Origin of the sequence: Streptomyces sp. NPDC057950 (genome assembly GCF_042887295.1) — a bacterium.
Classification (GTDB): Bacteria; Actinomycetota; Actinomycetes; order Streptomycetales; family Streptomycetaceae; genus Streptomyces; species Streptomyces kaempferi.
Genome location: NZ_JBHVPP010000042.1, coordinates 1 through 24,183, shown reverse-complemented (window position 1 = coordinate 24,183; position 24,183 = coordinate 1). Strand labels below are relative to the sequence as shown.

Here is a 24,183-nt window from a genome sequence, read left to right as displayed (position 1 = left end):
CGCTTAGGTTTGTAGGAGCCGAACGTCTCGCTAGACCAAGCGAATGGCGGTCGTGAGCCGGCGCCCCTGGCAGGCAACCCCTGCGGCACCGCTCCCCGCCCCTTCCGGCGTCTCGTAATCCCTCACCGCACTTCCGGCCGCCCGTCCCGGGTCCTCCGGAGGCTAAGGAGTCGATTCATCATGGCCGAGACGACCGTCCGCCGAGTCCGTCACGTTTCCCGTTCGAGTGAGTCCGACCGCAAGAACGCGGCAGCCGCCCTCCAGCGAGCCCTGGACCGCAGGGACAACGGCGGTGAGACGGGCCACTGAGGCCCGCCGTCCCGCGTCCGTCCCCGTCAAGGTCCGCCCCCGTCAAGCCGCGCGCCGGCCCGCCTCCGGGTCCCGCGCGGTCCTGTGAGCAGTCCGTCCCCTGAGCCGGGAGCCGCACCCGAACGGGGTGCGGCGCGGGGTCACGCCCCGCGCCGCACCTCGAAGTAGTCGATCCGTTCGCCGTTCTGGGCGAGCGCCGACACCTTGAGCCTCGGCGTCGCGCCGGTCTCCGCCTCCACCGAGAGGAAGGAGTACCCGGTGTAGCGCACGCGCGACCACTCCACGGTGTCGTGCCGCTGCTGCCGCGACTCCGTCCAGTGGAAGGTCTGGACGGGTTCGTGGCGTGCGGCCTTCCCCTCGTAGCTGTCCTTCACCCCCGCGGGGAACCGGTACAGGCTTTTGCCCGCCCCGCCCGCCGTGACGTACACGATCCCGTCCCGGGTCGGATCGGTCGACGCGCCGACCGGCACCGGCCTGCCCACCCTGCCGTCCTTGACGGCGTCGGTGCGCTCGTACACGTGGTTGTGCCCGTTGATCACCAGGTCCACCTGGTGCTTGGCGAACAGCGGGAGCCAGGCGTCCCGCACACCGCCGTCGGAGGCGTGCGTCGAGGTCGAGTAGGCGCAGTGGTGGAAGAAGACCACCACGAAGTCGACGCTCCCGCGCAGTTCGCCGAGCCGCCTGTCGAGCCAGGCGGTCTGCCGGCCGTGCGTGTAGCCCTTGTTGGCGGGGATCTCGTACGACACGTCGTTCGCGTCCAGCGCCACGATCCCGACGTTGCCGTACGTGAAGGAGTACACGCCCGGCGCACGGCGGGCGTCGAAGCCGTTGTCCGGGAGGGACCAGCGTGCCGACTGGCCGCCGTACCCGTTCGACGAGTACCAGGCATCCATGTCGTGGTTGCCGGTCGTCACCATCCACGGCACCGACTTCGCCACCGGCTCGGTCTGCCTGAGGAACAGGTCCCAGGCGCTGGGTTCGTAGACGTCGGACTTCGCGCCGAGGCCCACCGAGTCCGCGTAGCAGATGTCGCCCGCGTGCAGATGGAAGGCCGGATGGCGGCCGAGCAGCACCTTGTCGTTGGCGAGCGCGTCGGGGGTGACGCCCTGGTCGCCGAAGGCGGTGAAGACGAACTTCTCCGGACGCGCGGGCGCGGTACGGAAGGAGCCGACGGTGGAGTGCCGCTCCCGGGACGCGGGGTCGAACCCCTCGTGGCCGACTCCGTAGTAGTACGTCGTGCCGGGCCGCAGGTTGTCCAGCGCCGCGTGCAGGTAGTACTGGTCCAGCGCGAACCGCTGCCCGGTGAGGCCCGGCGTGTGCAGGTCACGGACCTCCGCCTCGATCCTCCGGCTCAGCCCCCCGGGCGTCAGCCCCACCCGTACGTACGGCTTCCGGACCGCCAGGGGCACCTGCCAGGAGATCCGCATCTGGGTCTTCGGGTCCGCGCCGAAGGCGAGATGACGGCCGAAGGGAGTGACGGCGGAACCGTGCGCCTGCCCGGTGGCGGAGCCCGTCCTCGGGGCCGACGCCCGCGGCGGGCCCTTCGGACCCGACGCGCAGCCGGCCAGCAGCCCACCGCCGGCGAAGGCGCTCGCCGCGGTCAGCGCGCGGCGCCGGGTGAGCTTCGTCCGCAGGTACTCGTGCTGCTCGGCCATGCTCATACGGCGCGCGAGCTGCTCGGGGATGCCTACGTCGGGAGTGTCCATGTTTGAGAACTTCCCAGCGAGTCCCAACGGGCGTCATACATACGGGTGAACTCAGGGTGACGGGTTGGCGTGCGGGGGCACCGGCTCGTCCGTATGGCGGACACCTCGTGTCATCCCATGGGACGGGGGAGTACGGTGCCCTCATGTCTCGCAGCATCAATCTCGCAGTGATCCCCGGTGACGGCATCGGCCAGGAGGTCGTGGCCCAGGGGCTGAAGGTGCTCTCGGCCGTCCTTCCGCAGGATGTGAAGCTGGAGACCAAGGACTTCGACTTCGGCGCCCGGCGCTACCACGCCACCGGTGAGACCCTCACCGAGGCCGACCTCGACGCCCTGAAGCGGCACGACGCGATCCTGCTCGGCGCCATCGGCGACCCCTCGGTCCCGTCCGGTGTCCTGGAGCGGGGCTTCCTGCTCAAGCTGCGCTTCGCCTTCGACCACCACGTCAACCTGCGTCCCTCGAAGCTGCTCCCCGGGGTCGCCACCCCACTGGCCGGCCAGCCCGAGATCGACTTCGTGGTGGTCCGCGAGGGCACCGAGGGCCCGTACACCGGCAACGGCGGCACCATCCGCAAGGGCACCGAGCACGAGGTCGCCACCGAGGTCTCCGTCAACACGGCCTTCGGTGTCGAGCGCGTCGTGCGCGACGCCTTCGCCCGCGCCCAGGCCCGCCCGCGCAAGAAGCTGGCGCTCATCCACAAGAACAACGTGCTGACCTTCGCCGGTCACCTGTGGACGAACGTCTTCAACAAGGTGGCCGAGGAGTTCCCCGAGGTCACCACCGAATACATGCACGTGGACGCGGCGACGATCTACCTCGTCACGCAGCCCGAGCGCTTCGACGTGATCGTCACCGACAACCTCTTCGGCGACATCATCACCGACCTCGCCGCGGCCGTCTCCGGCGGCATCGGCGTCGCCGCCTCCGGCAACATCAACCCGAGCGGCGAGTTCCCCTCGATGTTCGAGCCCGTGCACGGCTCGGCGCCCGACATCGCGGGCCAGGGCAAGGCCGACCCCAGCGCCACCGTCCTGTCCGTCGCCCTCCTGCTGCGCCACCTCGGCTACGAGCCCGAGGCCGCCCGTATCGAGGACGCCGTCGCCGCCGACCTCGCCGAGCGCGTCGGGCAGCCCGCCCGCAGCACCGAGGAGATCGGCGACGCGCTCGCCGTACGAGTAGCCGGCTGACCCCGCGCGCTCCCCCCAACGAAGCAGCCGCCGGGTCGCAACCGCGCCCGGCGGCTTTTCTTCTGCCCTCGCCGGGTGCCACCATCAACCCCTGGGCAACCCCATGGGCCGCATTCACCCCGTTTTCGTCCACGGCCCCGAGCGCGCGATACTCGCGCGATAATCGAACGCGGAGCCGCTGAATGAGGGAATGCTCGGACGTCCTAGCACTGGCCACGGGCAGTACAGGCGTGAGCGCGGCCCGTCACACACAACCGGTGAAGGACAACCACTCATGACGACGCCCACGATCGAGCTCAAGCCCTCTTCGCAGCCCCGCTCGGATGCGGAGCGCGAGGCGCTCCTCACCAGCCCCGGGTTCGGCCGCCACTTCACCGACCACATGGTGACGATCAAGTGGACCGAAGGCCGCGGCTGGCACGACGGTCAGCTCGTTCCGTACGGCCCGCTCTCCCTCGACCCGGCGAACATGACCCTGCACTACGCGCAGGAGATCTTCGAGGGCCTCAAGGCCTACCGGCAGCCCGACGGCTCCGTCGCCACCTTCCGCCCGGACAAGAACGCCCGCCGCTTCCAGGCATCGGCCCGTCGGCTCGGCATGCCGGAGCTCCCCGTGGAGACGTTCATCGAGGCCTGCGACGTGCTGGTCCAGCAGGACAGGGCCTGGGTCCCGCGGCACGGCGGCGAGGAGTCCCTCTACCTCCGCCCGTTCATGATCGCGACCGAGGTCGGGCTCGGGGTGAAGCCCGCCAACGAGTACCTGTTCCTCGTCATCGCCTCCCCGGCCGGCGCCTACTTCCCGGGTGGCGTGAAGCCCGTGTCCATCTGGCTCTCCGAGGACCGCGTGCGCGCCGTCCCCGGCGGCATGGGCGACGCCAAGACCGGCGGCAACTACGCCGCCTCGCTGCTCGCGCAGGCCGAGGCCGCCGCCAAGGGCTGCGACCAGGTCTGCTACCTCGACGCGGTCGAGCACCAGTGGATCGAGGAGCTCGGCGGCATGAACCTGTACTTCGTGTACGGCGGCGCGTCCGGTGAGAAGCCGGTGATCGTCACCCCGTCGCTCACCGGTTCCATCCTGGAGGGCGTCACCCGCGACTCCCTGCTCACCGTGGCCCGCGACCTCGGCTACGAGTCCCGTGAGGGCCGCGTCTCCATCGACCAGTGGCAGCGCGACGCCGAGAACGGCACGCTGACCGAGGTCTTCGCCTGCGGCACCGCGGCGGTCATCACCCCCGTCGGCACGGTCAAGCGCACCGGCGCCGAGTGGAAGCAGTCCGGCGGCGAGCCCGGCGAGGTCACCATGAAGCTGCGCGAGGCGCTCCTCGACATCCAGCGCGGCATCAGCGAGGACCGGCACGGCTGGATGCACCCGCTGGGCTAGACCGGGCCCGGCCCGGCCCCCCGTGACCCGCGCGTCCCGCCGGTCCCCCTCTCCCCGACAGGCGTGCGGGGACCGGCGGTTCGTTCGACGCGTAGCGGCTCCGCGACACGGGTATCCACAGATTCCACGGGGGGAGCGTGCCGCCCCTGCCATGCGCCCGTACGACCACGGAGGGAGCGCAGGTGAGCGCAGGGTCGCCGTTGCCACGACTGCGTTGGCTGCTGCGCACCTTACGCACCCCGCGCCGTCCCCAGAGCCTCACGGTTCTCGTCCTGCTCGCCGGCGTCGCCGCGCTCCTCCTGTGGAGCAGCTCGCGGATGGACAACTACGAGGAGAACCTCACCCTCAACCTCGGCACGGACATCGTCGGCGTCGTCGTCACCGTCTTCGTGATCGGCCCGCTGATCAGCCGCGCCCAGGAGGGCCGGGTCCGCGAGCACACCCGACTGGACTACGAGTGGTTCAGCGCCCAGGTCTACGGCTCGACCTCGAACGTGAAGGTCCTCGACACCTTCTCCCACGTGTTCGGCCCGCAGTTCTCCGAGCGGCTCTTCCGCGGCATCAAGGCGGCCACCGGGCACGGTGCCCGCGTGCAGATCCTCCTTCTCGACCCCGATTCCCTCGCGGTCATCCTGCGCGGCCGTGAACTGGGCGAGCAGAGTGACGACATCCGCCGCGACATCCTGCGCAACCTGCGCACGCTGGACCGGTTCGCGCTCCGGCTCGACGAGAACTCCCGGCAGCTCCTCGAGGTGCGCCTCTGCTCCACGTCCCCCGGCGTGACCCTCTACCGCTGGGACGAGCGCTCCCTGGTCTCGTTCCTCACCGTCGGGCGTCTGTCCGGCGAGGGAGTCCAGCTGGAGGTCGCCGTCCACTCGCCGCTCGGCACCTTCGTCGAACAGCGCTTCGACGAACTGTGGCAGCAGAGCAAGCCGATGGAACGGTTCACCCATCTGCCGCTGACCCTGGTCGACGCGACCGACGGGCGCCGGGAGTTCAGTTGTCGCTTCGTCCACGTGGACGACTGCCCGTACGTCGCCGGGCACGACCTGGTGTCGTACCTGGCCCGCCACCGTCTCGACCAACTCTCGGCCTACAGCGAGGCATTGAACGCCTCCGGGGCGCACGAGCTGATGGTCGTGGACGACGAGAGCGAGCTGCACGGCCTGCTCATGCAGCGCTTCGCGGAGAAGTACGATGCGACTGCGGGCGCCTTCGTCGAGTTGCGGCCGTTGATCTTGGTCAGGGAATAGAGGGCCGCGGCACCGATGAGTTCAGCGCTCCACCCCGCTCGGCCCGCGAGACCCGGCTCCGCGCACCCGAGTCCCCGCTTCCGCGCCTACACGCCCCGTGACCTGGACGGCCTGCTGCGGCGCGTGTCCCTGTCGCCCGCCGAGCGACTGGACCTGCGGGCCGTGGCGGCCGTCCTGCCGTTCCGTACGAACAGTTACGTGGTCGACGAGTTGATCGACTGGGCGGCCGTGCCCGACGACCCGCTCTTCCGGCTGACGTTCCCGCAGGCCGAGATGCTGCCCGAGCCCGACCTCAAGCAGATGGCGGACCTGCTCGCGCAGGACGCCCCGAAGGCCGAGGTCCTGCGCGCGGCCCACGAGATCCGGATGAGGCTCAACCCGCATCCCTCCGGCCAGCTCGACGCCAACGTCCCCGTCCACGAGGGGCGGCGTCTCACCGGCCTCCAGCACAAGTACCCGGAAACGGTGCTGATCTTCCCGCGCCAGGGCCAGACCTGCCACGCCTACTGCACGTACTGCTTCCGCTGGCCCCAGTTCGTCGGCGAGTCAGACCTGCGCATCGCCACCGACGACATCGCCGCCACCTCCGCCTATCTGCGCGCCCACCCGGAGGTCACCAGCACGCTCATCACCGGCGGCGACCCGATGGTGATGAGTACCGAGGTGCTGCGCCGCTACGTCGAGCCGCTCCTGGAGATCGAGTCCGTCCGGTCGATCCGGGTCGGCACCAAGTCGCTCGCCTTCTGGCCCCACCGCTTCCTCACCGACCGTGACGCCGACGACGTGCTGCGCCTGTTCGAGAAGGTGGTCGCGAGCGGCCGCCACCTCGCGCTGATGGCCCACTTCACCCATCCCCAGGAGCTGCGGCCCCCGGTGGTGCGGGAGGCGATGCGCCGGGTGCGTGACACGGGTGCCGTGATCCGCTGCCAGGGACCACTGGTCAGGGGCATCAACGACAGCGCCGAGGCGTGGGCCGCGCTGTGGAACGAGACGACCGCGCTGGGGGCGGTGCCGTACTACCTGTTCGTGGAGCGGGACACCGGCCCCCAGGGCTACTTCGGGGTGCCGCTCGCCCGCGGTCACCAGATCTTCCGTGACGCCTACGCCCAGGTGTCCGGCCTCGCGCGGACCGTGCGCGGCCCGGTCATGTCGGCGATGCCGGGCAAGGTGTGCGTGGACGGGGTCACGGAGGTGGCCGGCGAGAAGGTCTTCGTGCTCCACCTCATCCAGGCCCGCGACCCGGACCTGGTGGGCCGCCCGTTCTTCGCCGCGTACGACGAGAGCGCCACCTGGTTCAGCGACCTCGAGCCGGCCTTCGGCGCGAGCCGGTTCCTGCCCGGCCTGGACGCGGGCTGAGCCGAGGATCGCCCCGGCCCTTCGGCCCGGCGCCAGGGCTCGCCGATGGTCAGTACCGCGGGCCCGCTGTGACGCTGATCCCCTCCTGAGCGGCCTCCGGGCCGCCCGTCCCGGAGGCCGGGCTCAGGGACAGCGCCAGGTACGCGACCCCCCCGACCAGCCCCGACAGGACGAAGCTGCAGTCCACCCCGCCCGTGAGGGACAGGAGTGGTCCCTCGTAGGAGGGCAGGGACACGGCGAGCAGGCCGACGGTGGCGCCGAGTACCCAGGAGACCGTCGCCCGGATGTTCCAGCCGGCGCGGTACCAGTAGATCCCGCCCCGGGAGCGGCGGTTGAAGACCTGGAGGGCGTCCGGGTCGTAGCTCCCGCGGCTGCGGGCGAAGCCGATGAGGGTGATGACGGCCCACGGAGTGCCGATGGCCGTCAGGAGAAGGACGAAGGACGTCATCGCGGACTGCGCGTTCCAGGCGTAGTGGCCGACGAAGACACAGACGGTGGCGACGACGGCGACCGTGAGGGTGGCCCGTGCGCGTGAGGCCCGTGGCAGGATCGTGTCCAGGTCCAGACCCATCGAGTACAGCATCAGCCCCGCGTTGCCGACCGAGCCCGCGGAGGCGGCGAGCAGGAGCGGGACCAGGTACCAGGCGGGAGAGGCGGAGACCAGCGGTCCGGCGTAGTCGAGGGCGGCGCGGGCCGCGTACGCCGTGAAGGTCCCGAAGAGCTGGGGGACGAGCAGGCCGGCGATCAGCCCCAGCCAGGTGGCGTGCAGGACCGTGCGCGAGGAGTGCCGGGACGGGGAGATGTACCGGGTGTAGTCACCGAGCAGGGTGATGAACGCGATGGGCCCGGACAGCCCCGCCGCGACCGCCGCCAGCAGCCAGGTCGGCCAGAACGAACCGAGCAGGTAGCCGCCCGCCTCCGGGAGCGCGGCGGTGGTGAAGTGCGGCGCGTACGCGAGGACGCCGAGGGCGAGCAGCGCGGTCATGCCCACCGCGAGGACACGGGACATGGCGAGCAGCACCCGGTAGCCGTAGACCGCGCCCGCGACGGTGGCGGCGGCGAGGAACGCGTACACGACGGCGTAGGCGAGGCCGTCCACCGGCAGTCCGAACAGCCGGTGCAGGACGCCGATCATCACGTCACCGCCGATCCACACGGTCAGCGCGGTGTAGCCGAGGGCGAGCAGCAGCCCGACGACCGAGCCGACCAGCCGCCCGCGCACCCCGAACTGGGCGCCGGAGGAGGTGGAGAGGTTGGTCGCCGTGCGCAGCGAGACCAGTGCCAGGGGAGCGGTGAGCGCCGTGCCGATCACCGTGCCGGCCACGATCGAGCTCACCGAGGACCACCAGTCGAGCCCGAAGGACGGCGGCAGCCAGCCGAAGATGATCACGCCGAGACAGAGGTTGGAGCCGAGCAGGATCGAGACGAGGTCGCGCGGACCGCTGGTCCGCTCCTCGTCGGGGATGGTGTCGACTCCGCGCTGTTCTATCGGCATGGCTGGTCTCCTTCGATCCGCCGCCCGGTTGTTTAGAGCGACGTTCAATGTGTCGCTTCCCGGGTGTGCCCGTCAATGCCCAGCCGCCCGTCAATGTTTCCCTCTTGCCCATGCGTTGTTTAGAGTGATGTTCTAACCAGTGGAAGGCAAGGAGGTGCCGCGTCGTGAGACTGACCCCCACGGAACGTGACCGGCTGCTGCTCTTCGGCGCGGCCGAGCTGGCGCGGGCCCGACGGGCCCGTGGCCTGAGGCTCAACGTCCCCGAGGCGACCGCGCTCATCGCGGACACCGTGTGCGAGGCGGCCCGGGACGGGCGCCGGCTCGCGGAGGCCATCGAGGCGGCCCGCTCCGTCCTCGGCCCGGACGACGTGCTGCCGGGCGTCGCCGACATCGTCACCGAGGTGCACGTCGAGGCCGTCTTCGACGACGGGTCCCGGCTCGCCGTGGTGAGCGACCCCCTCGGCGCGGGACTGGGGGAGGAGGGACCGGGAGCCCTGCTGCCGGGTCCCGCGCACACCGAGCCCGAGGCGGCCGTGCGGCTGACGGTCACCAACACCGCCACCGTGCCCGTCTCCGTCACCTCGCACTTCCACTTCTTCGAGGCCAACCCGCGGCTCGACTTCCCCCGGGCGACGGCCTACGGGATGCGGCTCGCCGTCCCCGCCGGTTCGTCGGTCCGCTTCGGCCCCGGGGAGAGCGCCGAGGTCGGCCTGCGCCCGATCGGCGGAGCGCGGGTCGCGATCGGCTTCGCCGGGCTCGTGGACGGTCCGCTGGACGCGCCCGGAGCCCGGGAGGAAGCCCTGCGCAGGGCAGCCGCCTGCGGATACCTGGGCGCCGGCGTCGACGAAGACGAAGGGGACGAACGATGAATCCGTACGAGTACGCCGCCACCCACGGCCCCCGCGCGGGCGACCGCGTCCGCCTCGGCGACTCGGGGCTGACCATCCGCGTCGAGTCGGACTCCCAGCGGCACGGCGACGAGTTCCTCGCCGGCTTCGGCAAGACCGCCCGCGACGGACTGCACCTCAAGGCCGCCGCCGTCCGCGACACCTGCGACGTCGTGATCAGCAACGTGGTGGTGATCGACGCGGCGCAGGGGATCCGGAAGGTCTCCATCGGCATCCGCGAGGGGCGGATCTGCTCGATCGGCAGGGCCGGGAACCCCGACACCCTCGACGGGGTCGACGTCGTGGTGGGCACGGGCACGTCCATCGTGTCCGGCGAGGGGCTGATCGCCACCGCCGGAGCCGTCGACACCCACGTCCACCTGCTGTCGCCGCGCATCATGGAGGCCTCGCTCGCCTCCGGCGTCACCACCGTCATCGGCCAGGAGTTCGGGCCGGTGTGGGGAGTCGGCGTCAACTCGCCCTGGGCGCTGCGCCACGCCTTCTCCGCGTTCGACGCCTGGCCGGTCAACATCGGCTTCCTGGGCCGGGGTTCGTCCTCCTCCGACGCGCCCCTGGTCGAGGCCCTCGCCGAGGGCGGCGCGAGCGGCTTCAAGGTCCACGAGGACATGGGCGCCCACACCCGCGCCCTCGACACCGCGCTGCGCGTCGCCGAGGAGCACGACGTCCAGGTCGCCCTGCACAGCGACGGGCTGAACGAATGCCTCTCGGTCGAGGACACCCTGCGGGTGCTGGACGGCCGGACCATCCACGCCTTCCACATCGAGGGCTGCGGCGGCGGTCACGTCCCGAACGTCCTCAAGATGGCCGGCGTCCCGAACGTCATCGGCTCCTCCACCAACCCGACCCTGCCCTTCGGCCGGGACGCGGTCGCCGAGCACTACGGCATGATCGTCTCCGTCCACGACCTGAAGACCGACCTCCCCGGCGACGCCGCCATGGCGCGCGACCGGATCCGCGCCGGGACCATGGGCGCCGAGGACGTGCTGCACGACCTGGGCGCGATCGGCATCACGTCGTCGGACGCGCAGGGCATGGGCCGTGCGGGCGAGACCGTACGCCGGACCTTCGCGATGGCCGGGAAGATGAAGAGCGAGCTCGGCGCCCCGGAGGACCACGACAACGAACGCGTCCTGCGGTACATCGCCAAGCTGACCATCAACCCGGCCATCGCCCACGGGCTCGCGCACGAGGTCGGCTCCATCGAGGTCGGCAAGCTCGCCGACATCGTGCTGTGGCGCCCCGAGTTCTTCGGCGCCAAGCCGCAACTGGTCCTGAAGTCCGGCTTCCCGGCGTACGGCGTCGTCGGTGACCCGAACGCCGCCACCGACACCTGCGAACCCCTCGTCCTGGGACCGCAGTTCGGGGCGCACGGGGCGACACCCGCCGAGATCTCGGTGGCCTTCGTCGCACAGGCGGCCCTCGACCAGGGCAACGACCGGATGCCGACGCGCCGGCGCAGGGTCGCCGTGCGCGGCACGCGCGGGATCGGCCCCGCCGACCTGCGCCTCAACTCCCGCACGGGAGCCGTCGACGTCGACCAGCGGACCGGTCTGGTCACCCTGGACGGCGAGCCGCTGCGCTCCGAGGCGGCCGACTCCGTATCCCTCAACCGCCTCTACTTCCTGTGAAGGTGCCCGTCATGACCCCTGCCTCCGACGGTTTCCGGATGCCCGCCGAGTGGGACGCGCACGAGCGCACCTGGATGGCGTGGCCCGGCCCGAACCCCACCTTCGACGACCCGGACGGGCTGGCGCGGGCGCGGGCCGCCTGGGCGTCGGTGGCGCGCGCGGTCCGCCGCTTCGAGCCGGTCACCGTCGTGTGCGGGCCGGGGCAGTCCCGGGAGGCCGCGGAGCTCCTCGGCCCCGGCGTCGAGACCGTCGAACGGGAACTCGACGACGCCTGGATGCGCGACATCGGCCCCACCTTCCTCACCGACGGCAAGGGCGGACTGGCCGCCGTGGACTGGACGTTCAACGGCTGGGGCGCGCAGGAGTGGGCCCGCTGGGAGCACGACGCCAAGATCGGCGCGTATGTCTCGGACCTCGCGGGCGCCAGGACGTACGCCTCACGGCTGGTCAACGAGGGCGGCGCGATCCACGTCGACGGCGAGGGGACCGTCCTGCTCACCGAGACCGTCCAACTGGGCCAGGAGCGCAACCCGGACTGGACGCGCGAGCGGGTCGAGGCGGAGATCCACGCCCACCTCGGCACCCGCAAGGCGATCTGGCTGCCGCGCGGACTGACCGGCGACTACCCCCCGTACGGCTTCGGCACGCTCGGCCACGTCGACATCGTGGCCGCCTTCGCCCGCCCCGGAGTCGTCGTCGCGCACCACCAGCCCGATCCAGCGCACCCCGACCACGAGGTGACGAAGGAGGTCATCGGGCTGCTGCGGGCGCAGACCGACGCGCGCGGGCGCCCCCTGGAGGTCGTCGAGGTCCCGGCCCCGACCGTCCTGGAGGCCGACGGGCACTGGGCGGACTACTCCTACATCAACCACTACCTCTGCAACGGCGGCGTCGTGCTGTGCGGCTTCGACGACCCGCGTGACGAGACCGCGGCCGGGATCTTCCGCGAACTGTTCCCCGAGCGGACGGTGACCCTGGTCGACGCCCGCCCGATCTTCGCAGGCGGGGGCGGTATCCACTGCATCACACAGCAGCAGCCGAAGGCCTGAGAACCCGCGCGAGCGAGGGTCGGGTAGAACGTACGGGTGAATGTACTGCTCTGTGCCGTGTGCCGGCGCCGCCCTCGCCGGGCCGAGGTGACCACCGGGGCCGACCGGGCCCCGGGCGGTACGGAGATCGTGGAGGCCGCCCCGTGACCCGTCGCCGCAACACCGCACCGCCCCGCGAGGAGGTCCTCGGGGTGGCGATGGGCATGATCGCCGAGCGTGGCCTGGAGAAGCTCACCATGGCGGCGCTCGGCCGCGAGGTCGGCATGAGCAGCGGCCACCTCCTCTACTACTTCGGCTCCAAGGACGAACTGCTGCTCCAGACGCTGGAGTGGAGCGAGGGCCGGCTCGGTGCCGAGCGCGGCCGGCTGCTCGCCGCGCGGGGCACCGCCCGCGGCCGCCTGGACGCGTACGTCGCCCTTTACGTCCCCGACGGCCACCGCGACCCCCACTGGACGCTCTGGCTGGAGGTCTGGAACCACTCGCAGAACGCCGGCGAGGACGCCCGTGAGCGGCAGGTCGCCATCGAGGGGGCCTGGCACCGGGACCTGGTGGCGCTGATCGCCGAGGGCGTCTCGCGCGGCGAGTTCCGGCAGGTCGACCCGGACCGCTTCGCCGCCCGGCTGCGGGCCCTGCTCGACGGCTTCTCCATCCACGTGGCGATCGGACTGCGCGGCACCGACCGGGAGCGGACCCTCGGCCACGTGAAGGAGTTCCTGGACGAATCGCTCGGCTGACCGCGGGCGCCACCCGTTCGCGGACGGGTCCGCTACCAGGCCGCGTCCTCCGGTGCGGACGGGCACGGACCCGTGCGGCCCGGTGCGGACGGGCCGGACCCGTGCGGCCCGGTGCGGACGGTCACGGACCCGTGCGGCCGGGTGCGGCCCGGTGCGGACCGGGACGGCCATGGCCGGAAGCCGCCCTCGGAAACGGACGAACCGCTCGCATCCTGAGACGATCTGGGCCCGCGAGCGGCGCTGTGCCAGACTGCTCCCGTGCTCTCGTTCGCCATGATTATGGGCAGCAGGCGCGCCGGTCCGCAGTGACCGCCACGTACCACCACGTACGGGCGGGCACCGTCGTCCTCGACCCGCGCGCAGACCTCTCGCACCCGCGAGAGGTTTTTCGTTTTCCTGGCCCACCACAAGCCGGGAAGGGAGCGCGAGGGATCATTGGGGGACGGTGGAGCCGGTCATTCCGGTACAGACCGAGATCCAACACAGGAGCCAGACACCATGACCGAAACCAGCGAGCTCGACGATTCGTTCCACGTCTTCGACACGACCCTGCGCGACGGCGCGCAGCGTGAGGGCATCAACCTCACCGTGGCGGACAAGCTGGCCATCGCACGGCACCTGGACGACTTCGGGGTGGGCTTCATCGAGGGCGGCTGGCCCGGCGCCAACCCGCGCGACACCGAGTTCTTCGCCCGCGCCCGGCAGGAGATCGACTTCAAGCACGCCCAGCTCGTGGCCTTCGGCGCCACCCGCCGGGCGGGAGCGAAGGCGAGCGAGGACCAGCAGGTCAAGGCGCTGCTGGACTCCGGCGCCCCGGTGATCACGCTGGTGGCCAAGTCCCACGACCGCCATGTCGAGCTCGCGCTGCGCACGACCCTGGACGAGAACCTGGAGATGGTCCGCGACACCGTCTCCTACCTGCGCTCGCAGGGCCGGCGCGTCTTCGTCGACTGTGAGCACTTCTTCGACGGCTACCGCGCGAACCCCGCGTACGCGAAGGCGGTCGTCCGGGCCGCCTCCGAGGCGGGCGCCGACGTGGTCGTGCTCTGCGACACCAACGGCGGCATGCTCCCGGCCCAGGTCCAGGCGGTCGTCGCCACCGTCCTCGCCGACACCGGGGCCCGGCTCGGCATGCACGCCCAGGACGACACGGGCTGCGCGGTGGCCAACACGCTGGCCGCCGTCGACGCGGGCGCGACGCACGTGCAGTGCACGGCGAACGGCTACGGCGAGCGGGTCGGCAACTCCAACCTGTTCCCGGTGGTGGCGGCCCTGGAGCTGAAGTACGGCAAGCAGGTGCTGCCCGAGGGCGCGCTGCGGGAGATGACGAGGATCTCGCACGCGATCGCGGAGGTGGTCAACCTGACGCCCTCGACGCACCAGCCCTATGTGGGTGTTTCCGCGTTCGCGCACAAGGCCGGTCTGCACGCTTCGGCGATCAAGGTCGACCCGGACCTCTACCAGCACATCGACCCCGAGCAGGTCGGCAACACCATGCGGATGCTGGTCTCCGACATGGCGGGCCGCGCGTCGATCGAGCTCAAGGGCAAGGAACTCGGCATCGACCTCGGCGGCGACCGCGAACTGGTGGGCCGGGTCGTCGAGCGGGTCAAGGAACGCGAGCTCAGGGGTTACACGTACGAGGCGGCCGACGCGTCCTTCGAGCTCCTGCTGCGCGCGGAGGCCGAGGGCAGGGCCCGCACGTACTTCGAGGTCGAGTCCTGGCGGGCCATCGTCGAGGACCGCCCCGACGGCACCCACGCCAACGAGGCCACGGTCAAGCTCTTCGCCAAGGGCGAGCGCATCGTCGCCACCGCCGAGGGCAACGGTCCCGTCAACGCCCTCGACCGCGCGCTGCGGGTCGCGCTCGAGAAGATCTACCCCCAGCTCGCCACGCTGGAACTCGTCGACTACAAGGTGCGCATCCTGGAGGGCAAGCACGGCACGTCCTCCACGACCCGCGTGCTCATCTCCACCTCCGACGGCGCGGGCGAGTGGTCCACGGTCGGCGTCGGGGAGAACGTCATCGCGGCGTCCTGGCAGGCACTGGAGGACGCGTGCACCTACGGTCTGCTGCGGGCGGGTGTGGAACCGGCCGCGTAGCGCGGGCGGCCGGGCACGGGTCCCCGGCGAGGCGTGAAGACCTCGCCGGGGACCCGCGCCGGACCTCCGTGGCCCTACTGCAGGTGCCACTTCTGGTTGGCCGCTCCCGTGCACGTCCAGATCTGTGCCCGCGCGCCGTTCGCCGAGGAGTTGTCGGTCACGTCGAGGCACTTGTTCGCCGCGGTGTTGACCACGTCACCCGTCGAGGCGTTGTACGACCACCGCTGGGCGCCGCTCCCGTTGCAGTCGTACAGCTGGACCTTGGCGCCGTTCGCGGTCGAGGCCGAGGTCACGTCCAGGCACTTGCCGAGCGACTGCACCGAGCCGTCCGCCTGCACCGCCCACTTCTGGGCCGCGCTGGCGTTGCAGTCGTAGAGCTGCACCGCCGCGCCGTTGGCGCTCGAACCGCCCGCCACGTCCAGGCACTTGCCCGCGAGCCCGACGAAGGAACCCGACTGGCCGCCGCCCCCGCCCGACTGCGTGCCGGACCAGGTGAAGGTGGCCGAGGTCTTGCCCGGCAGCGAGTAAGTGGCGTGCTGCGAACCCCAGTTGACGGTGATGGTCTTCGCGGCGGACGCGTCGTTGTACGCGATCAGCGCCTTCGACCCGTCGGGGTTGCGCCACGCCACGTTCGGCACCGACGCGGACGCCGTCGACGCGATCCGCTGGGCACCGGGCCGGACGAACTTCGTCAGGTGGCCCATCGTGTAGTACTCGACCGTGTAGTCGACGCTCCCGCTCGCGCCGTCGCCGTTGTGCACGGTGATCAGCCCGCTGCACGTCCCGCAGCCGCCGTTGTGCGGCCCCCGGTTCTGGTCCACGGCCAGCGACCACTTCGTCACCGACTTCGCCCAGTTGCGCGTGTAGTCGACGATGTTGAGCATGTCCTCGCGCTGCTGGTTGGCGATCCAGGTGCCGCCGGAGTGCTCGGTCCCGAAGGCGTCCAGGCCCGGGTACTGGTTGTGCACACTCGTCTGCTTGTTGATGTCCCCGCCGTACCCGTGCCAGGCGATCCCGCCGAAGTTCGGGTGGGCGCGCACCGCCGCGTCGTCGACGGTCGGGGCGGCGTACGAGTCGTACACGTCCCAGTTCCAGTCGTGGGCGAGGACCTTCGTGGACAGGCCCGCCGCCTGCAGCTTCGGCAGCAGCTCACTCTTGGTGAAGTAGGCGAGCCCGGAGCCGTTCCAGCTCATCGAGGGGTACCCCGAGCAGCAGGTCGGCTCGTTCTGCGCGGTGACGTACGAGACCGGCACGCCCTGGTCCCGGTAGGCCTGGAGGTACTTCACGAAGTACGAGGCGTACGCCCCGTAGTCCTCGGACTTCAGCCAGCCGCCGTTGAGCTGCCCGCTGTCCTTCATCCAGGCCGGAGCCGTCCACGGCGAGGCCATCACCGTCAGTGACGGGTTCAGCTGGAGCGCCTGCTTCGTCAGCGGCACCACGTCCGCCAGGTCGTGCGCGATCGAGAACTGCGCCAGGTTCGGGTCGCTCTGCCCGGCCGGCACGTCGTCGTAGGTGTAGCCGAACCGCGCGAGGTCCGACGCGCCCATCGGATTGCGAAGGAAGGACAGCCCGATGCCGTCCGTCGGTGAGAACAGCTTGCGCATCGTGGCGTCCCGCGTCGACTGCGAGAGCGCGCCACTGCTGTTCATCAGCCAGGCGGCGGTGTCGGTGAAGGAGGCGCCGCCGCCGGTGAAGGTCTGGTAGCGGGTGTTCTCGTCGACGGTGATGTTCTCGCCGCTTCCACCGCTGCCGGACTGGAAGGCGAACGGTGCCTGGGCCTGGAGCCCGCGTACGACATGACGGCCGCCGTCGTCGTCGGTCGTGGTCAGCCAAGCGGTGACCTGTTCGCCCGCGGCGTGCGCGGGCGCGGCCGCCGTGAACCCGGCCGTGGTGAGCAGACCGGCGAGAAGCAGCCGGACCGCTCGAGTGGATCCCCTCATGGGGCGCCGCCCTTCTGGAGGTGGGGGTGGGGAGGCGTGCGAGGCGTGAGTAAATGACGGCTCGCGGGGCGCGTCAAGGGGGTGCGCGTTCACACTTTGAAGGAACAACACCCCTGATCCGGCCGGGGGTTGAGTCTGTACCGGTTCTGACGTGAAGCCTTGACGGTCCCTCGTGGCATCAGTTAACTCACGCCGTGATCTAAGCCGTAAGTGAACTACGAGAGCCGAGGGAAGGTCCATGCGAAGAACCGCCCTGCTCGCCTCAGCCGCCCTGCTCGTCGGGCTGCTTCCGCTGGCCGCGGCCGGCACGGTCGCCGCGGCCGACGACCCAGCCCCCGTCCCGGTCGACCGCTTCGAGGGGGAAGTGCCCTTCGCGAGCCAGCCCGCCGAGGGCATCTTCACCTGGGGCGGCGACGCCGACGACCCGCCCGCACTCGCCCTGACCGCACGGCCGGACGCTCCCGAGGGCGACAAGGTCCTCGGCGGCGACTACGACATCAGCGGTTACGGCGGCTTCACCCACGACTTCGCCGCGGGCCAGCCGGCCCACGACTGGTCCGCCCACCGGGGCATCCGCTTCTGGTGGGACGGCCAGAACAACGCGAAGAAGGTCAACTTCGAGATCAAGGACGGCGGCGCCGACGGCGAGGCCTCCGAGCTGTGGACGACCTCCTTCACGGACGACTTCACCGGCTGGAAACAGATCGAGATCCCCTTCGGCGACTTCACCTATCGCACGGACTACCAGCCCGTCGGCGGCATCGACCAGGTCCTCGGCCTCACCCAGATGTGGGGGTACGCGGTCACGCTCCCGGTCGGCGTCAAGGGCCACTTCGCCATGGACGACGTCGAGCTGTACGGCAAGGCGGACCAGTCCCTGCGGGCCTCCGTGAGCACCGACTCGGCCGTCCACCCGGTGAAGGAGGGCGGGACGGCGACGGTGAAGCTCTCCGTCGCCACCACCGGGTCCGTCCCGCTCGACGAACCCGTGACGGTCGCGTACGAGAGCGCGGGCGGCACCGCCGAGTCCGGCAAGGACTACACACCGGTCAAGGGCGAGATCACCTTCCCGGCGGGCACGGTCTCCGGGAGCTCCCGCACCGTCCGGGTGTCCACCCTGAAGGACAGGTCGGCCGAAGCCGCCGAGACGATCCCCCTCAAGCTGACGGTCACCGGCGCGAAGGCCCCCGCCGAGACCCCGCAGGTGGTCATCGACGCCCACGGGCTGCCGTACCTGGACGCGAAGCTGCCCGTGCGCAAGCGGGTCGCCGACCTCGTCTCCCGGATGTCCCTGGAGGAGAAGGCCGGGCAGATGACCCAGGCCGAGCGCGGCGCGATCGGCGCGGGCGGCGACATCGCCTCGTACGACCTCGGGTCGCTGCTCTCCGGCGGCGGCTCCACGCCGACGCCGAACACCCCCGCGGCCTGGGCGAAGATGATCGACGGCTACCAGCTCCGGACGCAGGCCACGCGGTTCCAGATCCCGCTGATCTACGGCGTGGACGCGGTGCACGGCCACAACAACCTCACCGGCGCGACGATCATGCCGCACAACATCGGCATCGGCGCGACCCGTGACCCGGGCCTGGCGGAGAAGACGGGCTCGGTGACGGCCGCCGAGGTCCGCGCCACCGGCATCCCGTGGGACTTCGCCCCCTGCCTGTGCGTCACCCGCGACGAACGGTGGGGCCGCTCGTACGAGTCCTTCGGTGAGGACCCGGCCCTCGTGAAGTCCATGGAGACGGTCATCCAGGGACTCCAGGGCGCCCGCGACGGCAGCGACCTGAAGGACGACGACAAGGTGCTGGCGACCGCGAAGCACTTCGTGGGCGACGGCGGCACGGAGTACGGATCCTCCACGACCGGTTCCTACACCATCGACCAGGGCGTCACGAAGGTCACCCGGCAGCAGCTGGAGGCCGTGCACCTGGCTCCGTACCAGACCGCCGTCGACCGCGGCATCGGCTCGGTCATGCCCTCGTACTCCTCGCTCGACATCCTGGGCGACGGCCAGGGGCCGGTGAAGATGCACGCACGCGCGGACATGATCAACGGCGTGCTCAAGGGCCGGATGGGCTTCGACGGCTTCGTGATCAGTGACTGGAACGCCATCGACCAGCTCCCCGGCGACTACGCCTCCCACGTCCGTACCTCGGTCAACGCGGGCGTCGACATGATGATGGTGCCGTACTCGTACAAGGACTTCCGTACGACTCTCATCGACGAGGCGAACGCGGGCCGGGTCAGCGCGAAGCGCGTCGACGACGCCGTGTCGCGCATCCTGACGCAGAAGTTCAGGCTCGGCCTCTTCGAGAAGCCGTACGCCGACACGAGCGGCGCGTCGCGGATCGGCTCGCCCGCGCACCGGGCGGTGGCCCGCGAAGCGGCGGCCGAGTCGCAGGTCCTGCTGAAGAACTCGGCGGGCGTGCTGCCCCTGAAGAAGTCCCAGAAGGTCTACGTCGCCGGTTCGAACGCCGACGACCTCGGCAACCAGACCGGTGGCTGGACCATCACCTGGCAGGGCGCCTCCGGAAAGAACACGGAGGGCACCACGATCCTGGAGGGGATGAAGCGCGCGGGCGGTGACGTCACCTACTCGAAGGACGCCTCCGCGCCCACCGGCGGTTACGACGTGGGGGTGGTCGTCGTCGGCGAGACCCCGTACGCAGAGGGCGTCGGCGATGTCGGCAACGGCAACGACCTGGAGCTGACGGCCGCCGACAAGGCCGCCGTGGACAAGGTGTGCGCCGCCATGAAGTGCGCGGTCCTGATCGTCTCCGGCCGCCCGCAGCTCATCGGCGACCGCCTCGGTGACATCGACGCGCTCGTCGCGTCCTGGCTGCCCGGCACCGAGGGCGACGGTGTCGCGGACGTCCTCTACGGCAAGCGTGCCTTCACCGGACAGCTCCCCGTCACCTGGCCGAAGTCGGAGGCCCAGCTGCCGATCAACGTCGGTGACACGGCCTACGATCCCCAGTTCCCCTACGGCTGGGGGCTGACCACGCTCAGCAAGGTCCCCGAGGGCGGTTCGGCGACCCTCAGGGCCCTCGCCCTGGTGGCGGCGGGCGCGGACCGGGCGGGCGCCGACGCGCTGGGCCGCGCCGCCGTCTCCAAGGCCCGTCTGCTGGTCCAGCAGAAACTGTCCTCGGCCCTCACGCCGGCCACCAGCAAACCCTTCGCCGACGCCGATCACCTCCTCCTGACGGGCCACTACGCCGAGGCGGTGAGCAAGCTGACGGAGGCGTACCGCGCCGCGTGACGTCCACCTCGTAGCCCGCGAGCACGGTGCGGGTGAAAGCGGGTGGGGCGGGTGGGGCTGAGGTTGTCCCTGGCCACCTCCGTCCCACCCGCGCCCGATGCTCCGTTCAGCGCACGTTCGCACAGGTTTCGGGTAGCTTCGGAGATATGAAGGCCGCACTGATCCGGGGGCTCCCCGGACTGCTGATCGCGCTGCTCCTCGCCGTTTTCGCGGCCCTCTCTCCCGGCGCGTACCCCGCGCACGCGGCCACCTCCTCCACCACCACAGACGTGGGCACGGTGGCGGCGGCCCTCCGCAGGAGCCCGGTCTACGTCGATCCCGCGGCCTCCGCCCAGCTGTCCACGGCGGACGCCCGCGCCCTCGCCGAGAAGATCAAGAAGGCGGACAAGCCCGTCTTCGTGGCGGTTCTCCCCGACGGCTTCCCCACCCGGAACCTCTTCCAGAACCTCCGCACGGACACCGGCGTCACCGGCCTGTACGCCATCAGGCTCGGCACCCGCTTCGACGCCCGCGCGGACTCCGCCGTGCTGGCCCGCACCGGCGTGCAGAACCTCGTCACCAGCGTCCAGGGCGAACCCGCCAAGACCCAGCTGAACGACTTCACGGACCGCGCGCTCGACAGCGTCAAGGGCTCGGCCCCCGGCAGCTGGGGGTCCCACGCGGGCGGCGGGGACAGCGGCGTCTCCACGACCGCGCTGATCGCCGTCGGCGCCGTGGTCGTGGCCGGCGGCGCGGGCGCGTACACACTCGTACGCCGCAACCGGCGCCGCAGGTCGCAGGAGCGGCGGGCCGCGCTGGACAAGCTCCGCGTCGTGGTCGACGAGGACATCACCGCCTTCGGCGAGGAACTCGACCGACTGGACTTCCATCCCGCGGAGGTCGGCGCGGACGACGCGATGCGCGCCGACTACGAGCGCGCGCTCGACGCGTACGAACAGGCGAAGTCGTCCATGGCGGCCGCGCACCGCCCGGAGGACGTACGCGCCGTCACCGAGGCGCTGGAGGACGGCCGCTTCTCCCTCGCGCTGCTGGCCGCCCGCCGGGAGGGCCGCCCGCTGCCGGAGCGCCGCGCCCCCTGCTTCTTCGACCCGCGGCACGGTCCCTCGGTCGCGGACGCGACCTGGACGCCGGCCGGCGGCGCGGCCCGCGAGGTCCCCGTGTGCGCGGCGGACCGGGCCCGGCTGGCCGACGGCGACGACCCGGCGGTGCGCGAGGTCGACACCGAGTACGGCCGTCGCCCCTACTGGGACGCGGGACCGGCCTACGGCCCCTGGGCGGGCGGCTACTTCGGCGGCGGCCTCCTCCCCGGCCTCCTGGTCGGCACCCTGCTCGGCGGCGCGATGGCCACCCCCTCCTACGCGGCCGACTACGGCACCGGTTACGGGGACTTCGGCGGCTACGACGGCGGCGACGTCTCGGGTGCCTCCTTCGACCCCGGTGACTTCGGCGGTGGATTCGGGGACGGCGGTGGATTCGGGGACGGAGGGGGCGGCGGGGACGGCGGGGGCGGCGACTTCGGCGGCGGCTTCTGAGCGACGGCGTCGCCGGCCGCGGCGTCGCGAGGCCCGGCGTCGGTACGGGCGAGGCGGTCCGGCAGAGCCGCCGTCGGACGCGCTGCCCCGCGCTCGGTCCCGCTCAGCGTCCCGGGTGCCCCCGGCCGGACGTCGGGCCCGGCCATGCCCTCAGGCGTCGGCGTCGGGCAGGGCGAGCCACTCGCGCCACGACAGATCACGGCCGATGAACCGAGGCCGTTCGAAGGGCCAGTCCTCGGCGATCCACCGGGGCACCAGCGAGGCCAGCTCACGCTCCAGTCCGGTGCCGGCCCTGTCGTCCGTCACCCACCAGGAGATCTCGGCGTCGGCCCCGGCCTTCTGCGGCGGGTCGATGTAGACACACCCCGACTCGACGGTCCCGGTCCCGTCGAGCAGAACGTAGTTGAACGACTCATGGGCGGCGATCTCGGCCTCGTGCCGCTCGAGATCCTTCAGGTTCGCCTCGTACGTCATGGTCTCGGCGGGCCAGCCCCATGCCTCCCCGAAGAGGGACCAGAGCCGCTCGCGCGAGCCCATGACCACGGGATAGTCCATGGCCGCGTCCGCACCCGTGATGGGCCGCAGGTGATGTCCCCCGGACAGTTCGACACGAAGGGGGTGCGCGAAGTGGGGAGGCAACCAGGTCATGCCGGGAGGCTAGCCGCCGGACGACGGCCACCGCACCGGGTTATCGGCCTGCTTCGGCGGACGCCCGTCACGGGCCGGCCCGCGCGCGTGGGGTGGCCCGTACGCGGACACGCCGGAGCGCCCGCCCTCCCGGTACGGGGGGAGTAGAGGACGGGCGCGCTCAGGGTGCCGCGAGGCGGCGGGTCAGGCGTTCTTGATCGCCGAAATGTCGAAGTTCAGCTTGATCTTGTCCGAGACGAGGACGCCACCGGTCTCCAGGGCCGCGTTCCAGGTGAGGCCCCACTCGGAGCGAAGGATCTCCGCCTTGCCCTCGAAGCCGACGCGCTCGTTGCCGAACGGGTCCTTCGCCGAGCCGTTGAACTCCAGGTCGATGCTGAGCGGCTTGGTGGTGCCGAGGATCGACAGCTCACCGGTGATCCGGTAGTCGTCTCCGCCCAGGGCCTCCGCCTTGGTGGAGCGGAAGGTCATCGCCGGGAACTCGTCGGTCTTGAAGAAGTCCGAGCTCTTGAGGTGGGTGTCGCGGTCCGCGGAACCCGTCTCGATGCTGTCCATCTTGACGTCGATCGTGGCGGTGGACCGGGACGGGTCGGCGCCGTCCAGGTGCAGCGCGCCCTCGAAGTCCTGGAAGGAGCCCTTGACGTTCGTGACCATGGCGTGACGGGCGACGAAGCCGATCGTCGAGTGCGCCGGGTCGATCGTGTACTCGCCGGTGAGGGCCGCGAGGTCGGGGTTCACGGCGGCGGCTGCCGCGCCGGCGGCGGGGGTGTCGGTGGTCTTACGGCCGAAGATGCCCATGACGTGCTCCTAAGGGGACGGGGTCGCGGATCGGGGAAGCGGAACCGCGAGGATCATTTTGTTAAACATTCAACGAGGTGAACAGGAGTGACGGTAGACCTATTCCATTCAACTTTCAACATCATCCGCTGTGTGTTGCCGACGTTACTGTGCGTTCCGGCGCGGCGCTTCCCGTCGCGCACCGCCGGCCGCTCGAGTCGGTGCGCATCACCGCTGGTGGAGGCTCTGTCGGCGGTTGTCGCCAGGGCGCGGGCGTGTCCACGGCGCGGCGACGCTCCGTTAACCTGTTCGCGGAGGGACCGCACTCGGGGGAGTCCCCGGGCGAGCGTCCGGGACCGGCCGGTGCGGCGGGTGCGTCCGGGCGGACGCGGCGGCCGGAGCGCTCGGCGCAGGCCGCCGTTCGAGGGGCCGATTCACTCTGGGGATGGTATGCGTCACCCATGAATGTGAGGTGACTCTCAGCTGACGGCTTTGTGCGACCTCTACAAGCCGCATGCCCCCTGAGCAGTCAGATCGCCTGCATGCGGTCGAGGTTCTGTTCAGGGGTACCAGGAAAACAGGCTGGAGACTGTACGGAGTCGACGGCTCGCTTTTCTTGTTCGACTTCGTAAGGTCGCTACATGACCGTTTTGGACGAGGCCGCACCCTCAGGCGAACCCACGGACGCACGCGGGCGCGTGGCCGAACTGCACGCGATTCGTGCGGAGGCACTGCGCGGCCCCAGCGAGAAGGCGACCGAGGCCCAGCACGCCAAGGGCAAGCTGACCGCCCGGGAGCGGATCGAGCTGCTCCTCGACCCCGGGTCCTTCCAGGAGGTCGAGCAGCTGCGCCGGCACCGGGCGACCGGGTTCGGCCTGGAGGCCAAGAAGCCGTACACGGACGGTGTGATCACCGGCTGGG

The 24,183-nt window shown here is 71.1% G+C and carries 18 protein-coding genes; 13 read left to right on the top strand and 5 right to left on the bottom strand.

The genetic code is table 11. The annotated features are described in order from the left end of the window. Nucleotides 1-180 precede the first annotated feature (180 nt). Entirely contained in the window at nt 181-309 is a 129-nt protein-coding gene (locus ACFVTC_RS41585; RefSeq protein ID WP_095852449.1) for a hypothetical protein, read from the top strand. 140 nt (nt 310-449) lie between these two features. On the opposite strand, the gene ACFVTC_RS41580 is transcribed toward ACFVTC_RS41585, so the two are convergent. Continuing rightward, a complete protein-coding gene (locus tag ACFVTC_RS41580) occupies nt 450-2,015 on the bottom strand; it encodes a purple acid phosphatase family protein (protein ID WP_390134874.1) in 1,566 nt (521 codons plus the stop codon). Between the two features lie 143 nt (nt 2,016-2,158). Here ACFVTC_RS41580 and ACFVTC_RS41575 point away from each other — a divergent pair, with 143 nt between their 5' ends. The 4 genes from ACFVTC_RS41575 (at nt 2,159) to ACFVTC_RS41560 (ending at nt 7,192) form a co-directional block, all read left to right on the top strand. Then, the gene (locus ACFVTC_RS41575) at nt 2,159-3,202 is read left to right on the top strand and encodes a 3-isopropylmalate dehydrogenase (protein ID WP_168530374.1); all 1,044 of its coding nucleotides are present in this window, start codon (nt 2,159-2,161) and stop codon (nt 3,200-3,202) included. A 274-nt stretch (nt 3,203-3,476) separates the two neighbouring features. Continuing rightward, nucleotides 3,477-4,583 carry a branched-chain amino acid aminotransferase gene (locus ACFVTC_RS41570; protein ID WP_356270032.1) on the top strand — a complete coding sequence of 369 codons (1,107 nt, stop codon included), beginning with the start codon at nt 3,477-3,479 and terminating at the stop codon, nt 4,581-4,583. Between the two features lie 182 nt (nt 4,584-4,765). Then, entirely contained in the window at nt 4,766-5,836 is a 1,071-nt protein-coding gene (locus ACFVTC_RS41565; protein ID WP_390134871.1) for a hypothetical protein, read from the top strand. Nucleotides 5,837-5,851: 15 nt separating this feature from the next. Next, nucleotides 5,852-7,192: a KamA family radical SAM protein gene (locus ACFVTC_RS41560; protein ID WP_390134869.1), complete on the top strand. Its 1,341-nt coding sequence runs from the start codon at nt 5,852-5,854 to the stop codon at nt 7,190-7,192. A gap of 49 nt (nt 7,193-7,241) precedes the next feature. Here the strand turns inward: ACFVTC_RS41560 and ACFVTC_RS41555 are convergent, their stop codons facing one another. Beyond that, on the bottom strand, nt 7,242-8,687 hold the full coding sequence (locus tag ACFVTC_RS41555; RefSeq protein ID WP_390134867.1) for a cytosine permease: 1,446 nt from the start codon (nt 8,685-8,687) through the stop codon (nt 7,242-7,244). Nucleotides 8,688-8,851: 164 nt separating this feature from the next. Between ACFVTC_RS41555 and ureA the strand changes: the two genes are divergently transcribed. From ureA to cimA, 5 genes are all read left to right on the top strand, one after another. After that, nucleotides 8,852-9,556, top strand: coding sequence for an urease subunit gamma (ureA, locus tag ACFVTC_RS41550; RefSeq protein WP_390134865.1), 705 nt, complete (start codon nt 8,852-8,854; stop codon nt 9,554-9,556). After that, complete coding sequence (locus ACFVTC_RS41545) at nt 9,553-11,223, top strand: urease subunit alpha (protein WP_390134863.1); 1,671 nt, start codon at nt 9,553-9,555, stop codon at nt 11,221-11,223. The genes ureA and ACFVTC_RS41545 overlap by 4 nt, the downstream gene beginning before the upstream one ends. A gap of 11 nt (nt 11,224-11,234) precedes the next feature. Further along, nucleotides 11,235-12,272: an agmatine/peptidylarginine deiminase gene (locus tag ACFVTC_RS41540; RefSeq protein WP_390134861.1), complete on the top strand. Its 1,038-nt coding sequence runs from the start codon at nt 11,235-11,237 to the stop codon at nt 12,270-12,272. A gap of 197 nt (nt 12,273-12,469) precedes the next feature. Next, complete coding sequence (locus ACFVTC_RS41535; RefSeq protein ID WP_390134886.1) at nt 12,470-13,006, top strand: TetR/AcrR family transcriptional regulator; 537 nt, start codon at nt 12,470-12,472, stop codon at nt 13,004-13,006. 498 nt (nt 13,007-13,504) lie between these two features. Then, nucleotides 13,505-15,109 carry a citramalate synthase gene (cimA, locus tag ACFVTC_RS41530; RefSeq protein ID WP_390134859.1) on the top strand — a complete coding sequence of 535 codons (1,605 nt, stop codon included), beginning with the start codon at nt 13,505-13,507 and terminating at the stop codon, nt 15,107-15,109. A 74-nt stretch (nt 15,110-15,183) separates the two neighbouring features. Here the strand turns inward: cimA and ACFVTC_RS41525 are convergent, their stop codons facing one another. After that, a complete protein-coding gene (locus tag ACFVTC_RS41525) occupies nt 15,184-17,049 on the bottom strand; it encodes a ricin-type beta-trefoil lectin domain protein (protein WP_390134857.1) in 1,866 nt (621 codons plus the stop codon). Nucleotides 17,050-17,287: 238 nt separating this feature from the next. Here ACFVTC_RS41525 and ACFVTC_RS41520 point away from each other — a divergent pair, with 238 nt between their 5' ends. Both ACFVTC_RS41520 and ACFVTC_RS41515 read left to right on the top strand, forming a co-directional pair. Continuing rightward, nucleotides 17,288-20,308 carry a glycoside hydrolase family 3 N-terminal domain-containing protein gene (locus ACFVTC_RS41520; RefSeq protein ID WP_390134855.1) on the top strand — a complete coding sequence of 1,007 codons (3,021 nt, stop codon included), beginning with the start codon at nt 17,288-17,290 and terminating at the stop codon, nt 20,306-20,308. A gap of 146 nt (nt 20,309-20,454) precedes the next feature. Continuing rightward, nucleotides 20,455-21,840, top strand: coding sequence for a hypothetical protein (locus ACFVTC_RS41515; RefSeq protein WP_390134853.1), 1,386 nt, complete (start codon nt 20,455-20,457; stop codon nt 21,838-21,840). Nucleotides 21,841-21,990: 150 nt separating this feature from the next. Here ACFVTC_RS41515 and ACFVTC_RS41510 read toward each other — a convergent pair whose 3' ends face one another. Further along, on the bottom strand, nt 21,991-22,488 hold the full coding sequence (locus tag ACFVTC_RS41510; RefSeq protein ID WP_390134851.1) for a GNAT family N-acetyltransferase: 498 nt from the start codon (nt 22,486-22,488) through the stop codon (nt 21,991-21,993). 183 nt (nt 22,489-22,671) lie between these two features. Further along, complete coding sequence (locus tag ACFVTC_RS41505) at nt 22,672-23,283, bottom strand: YceI family protein (protein WP_390134849.1); 612 nt, start codon at nt 23,281-23,283, stop codon at nt 22,672-22,674. Nucleotides 23,284-23,903: 620 nt separating this feature from the next. On the opposite strand from ACFVTC_RS41505, the gene ACFVTC_RS41500 reads away from it, so the two are divergent. Next, nucleotides 23,904-24,183, top strand: a 280-nt coding sequence (locus tag ACFVTC_RS41500; RefSeq protein WP_359500212.1) for a carboxyl transferase domain-containing protein, incomplete at its 3' end; no start/stop codon positions are given.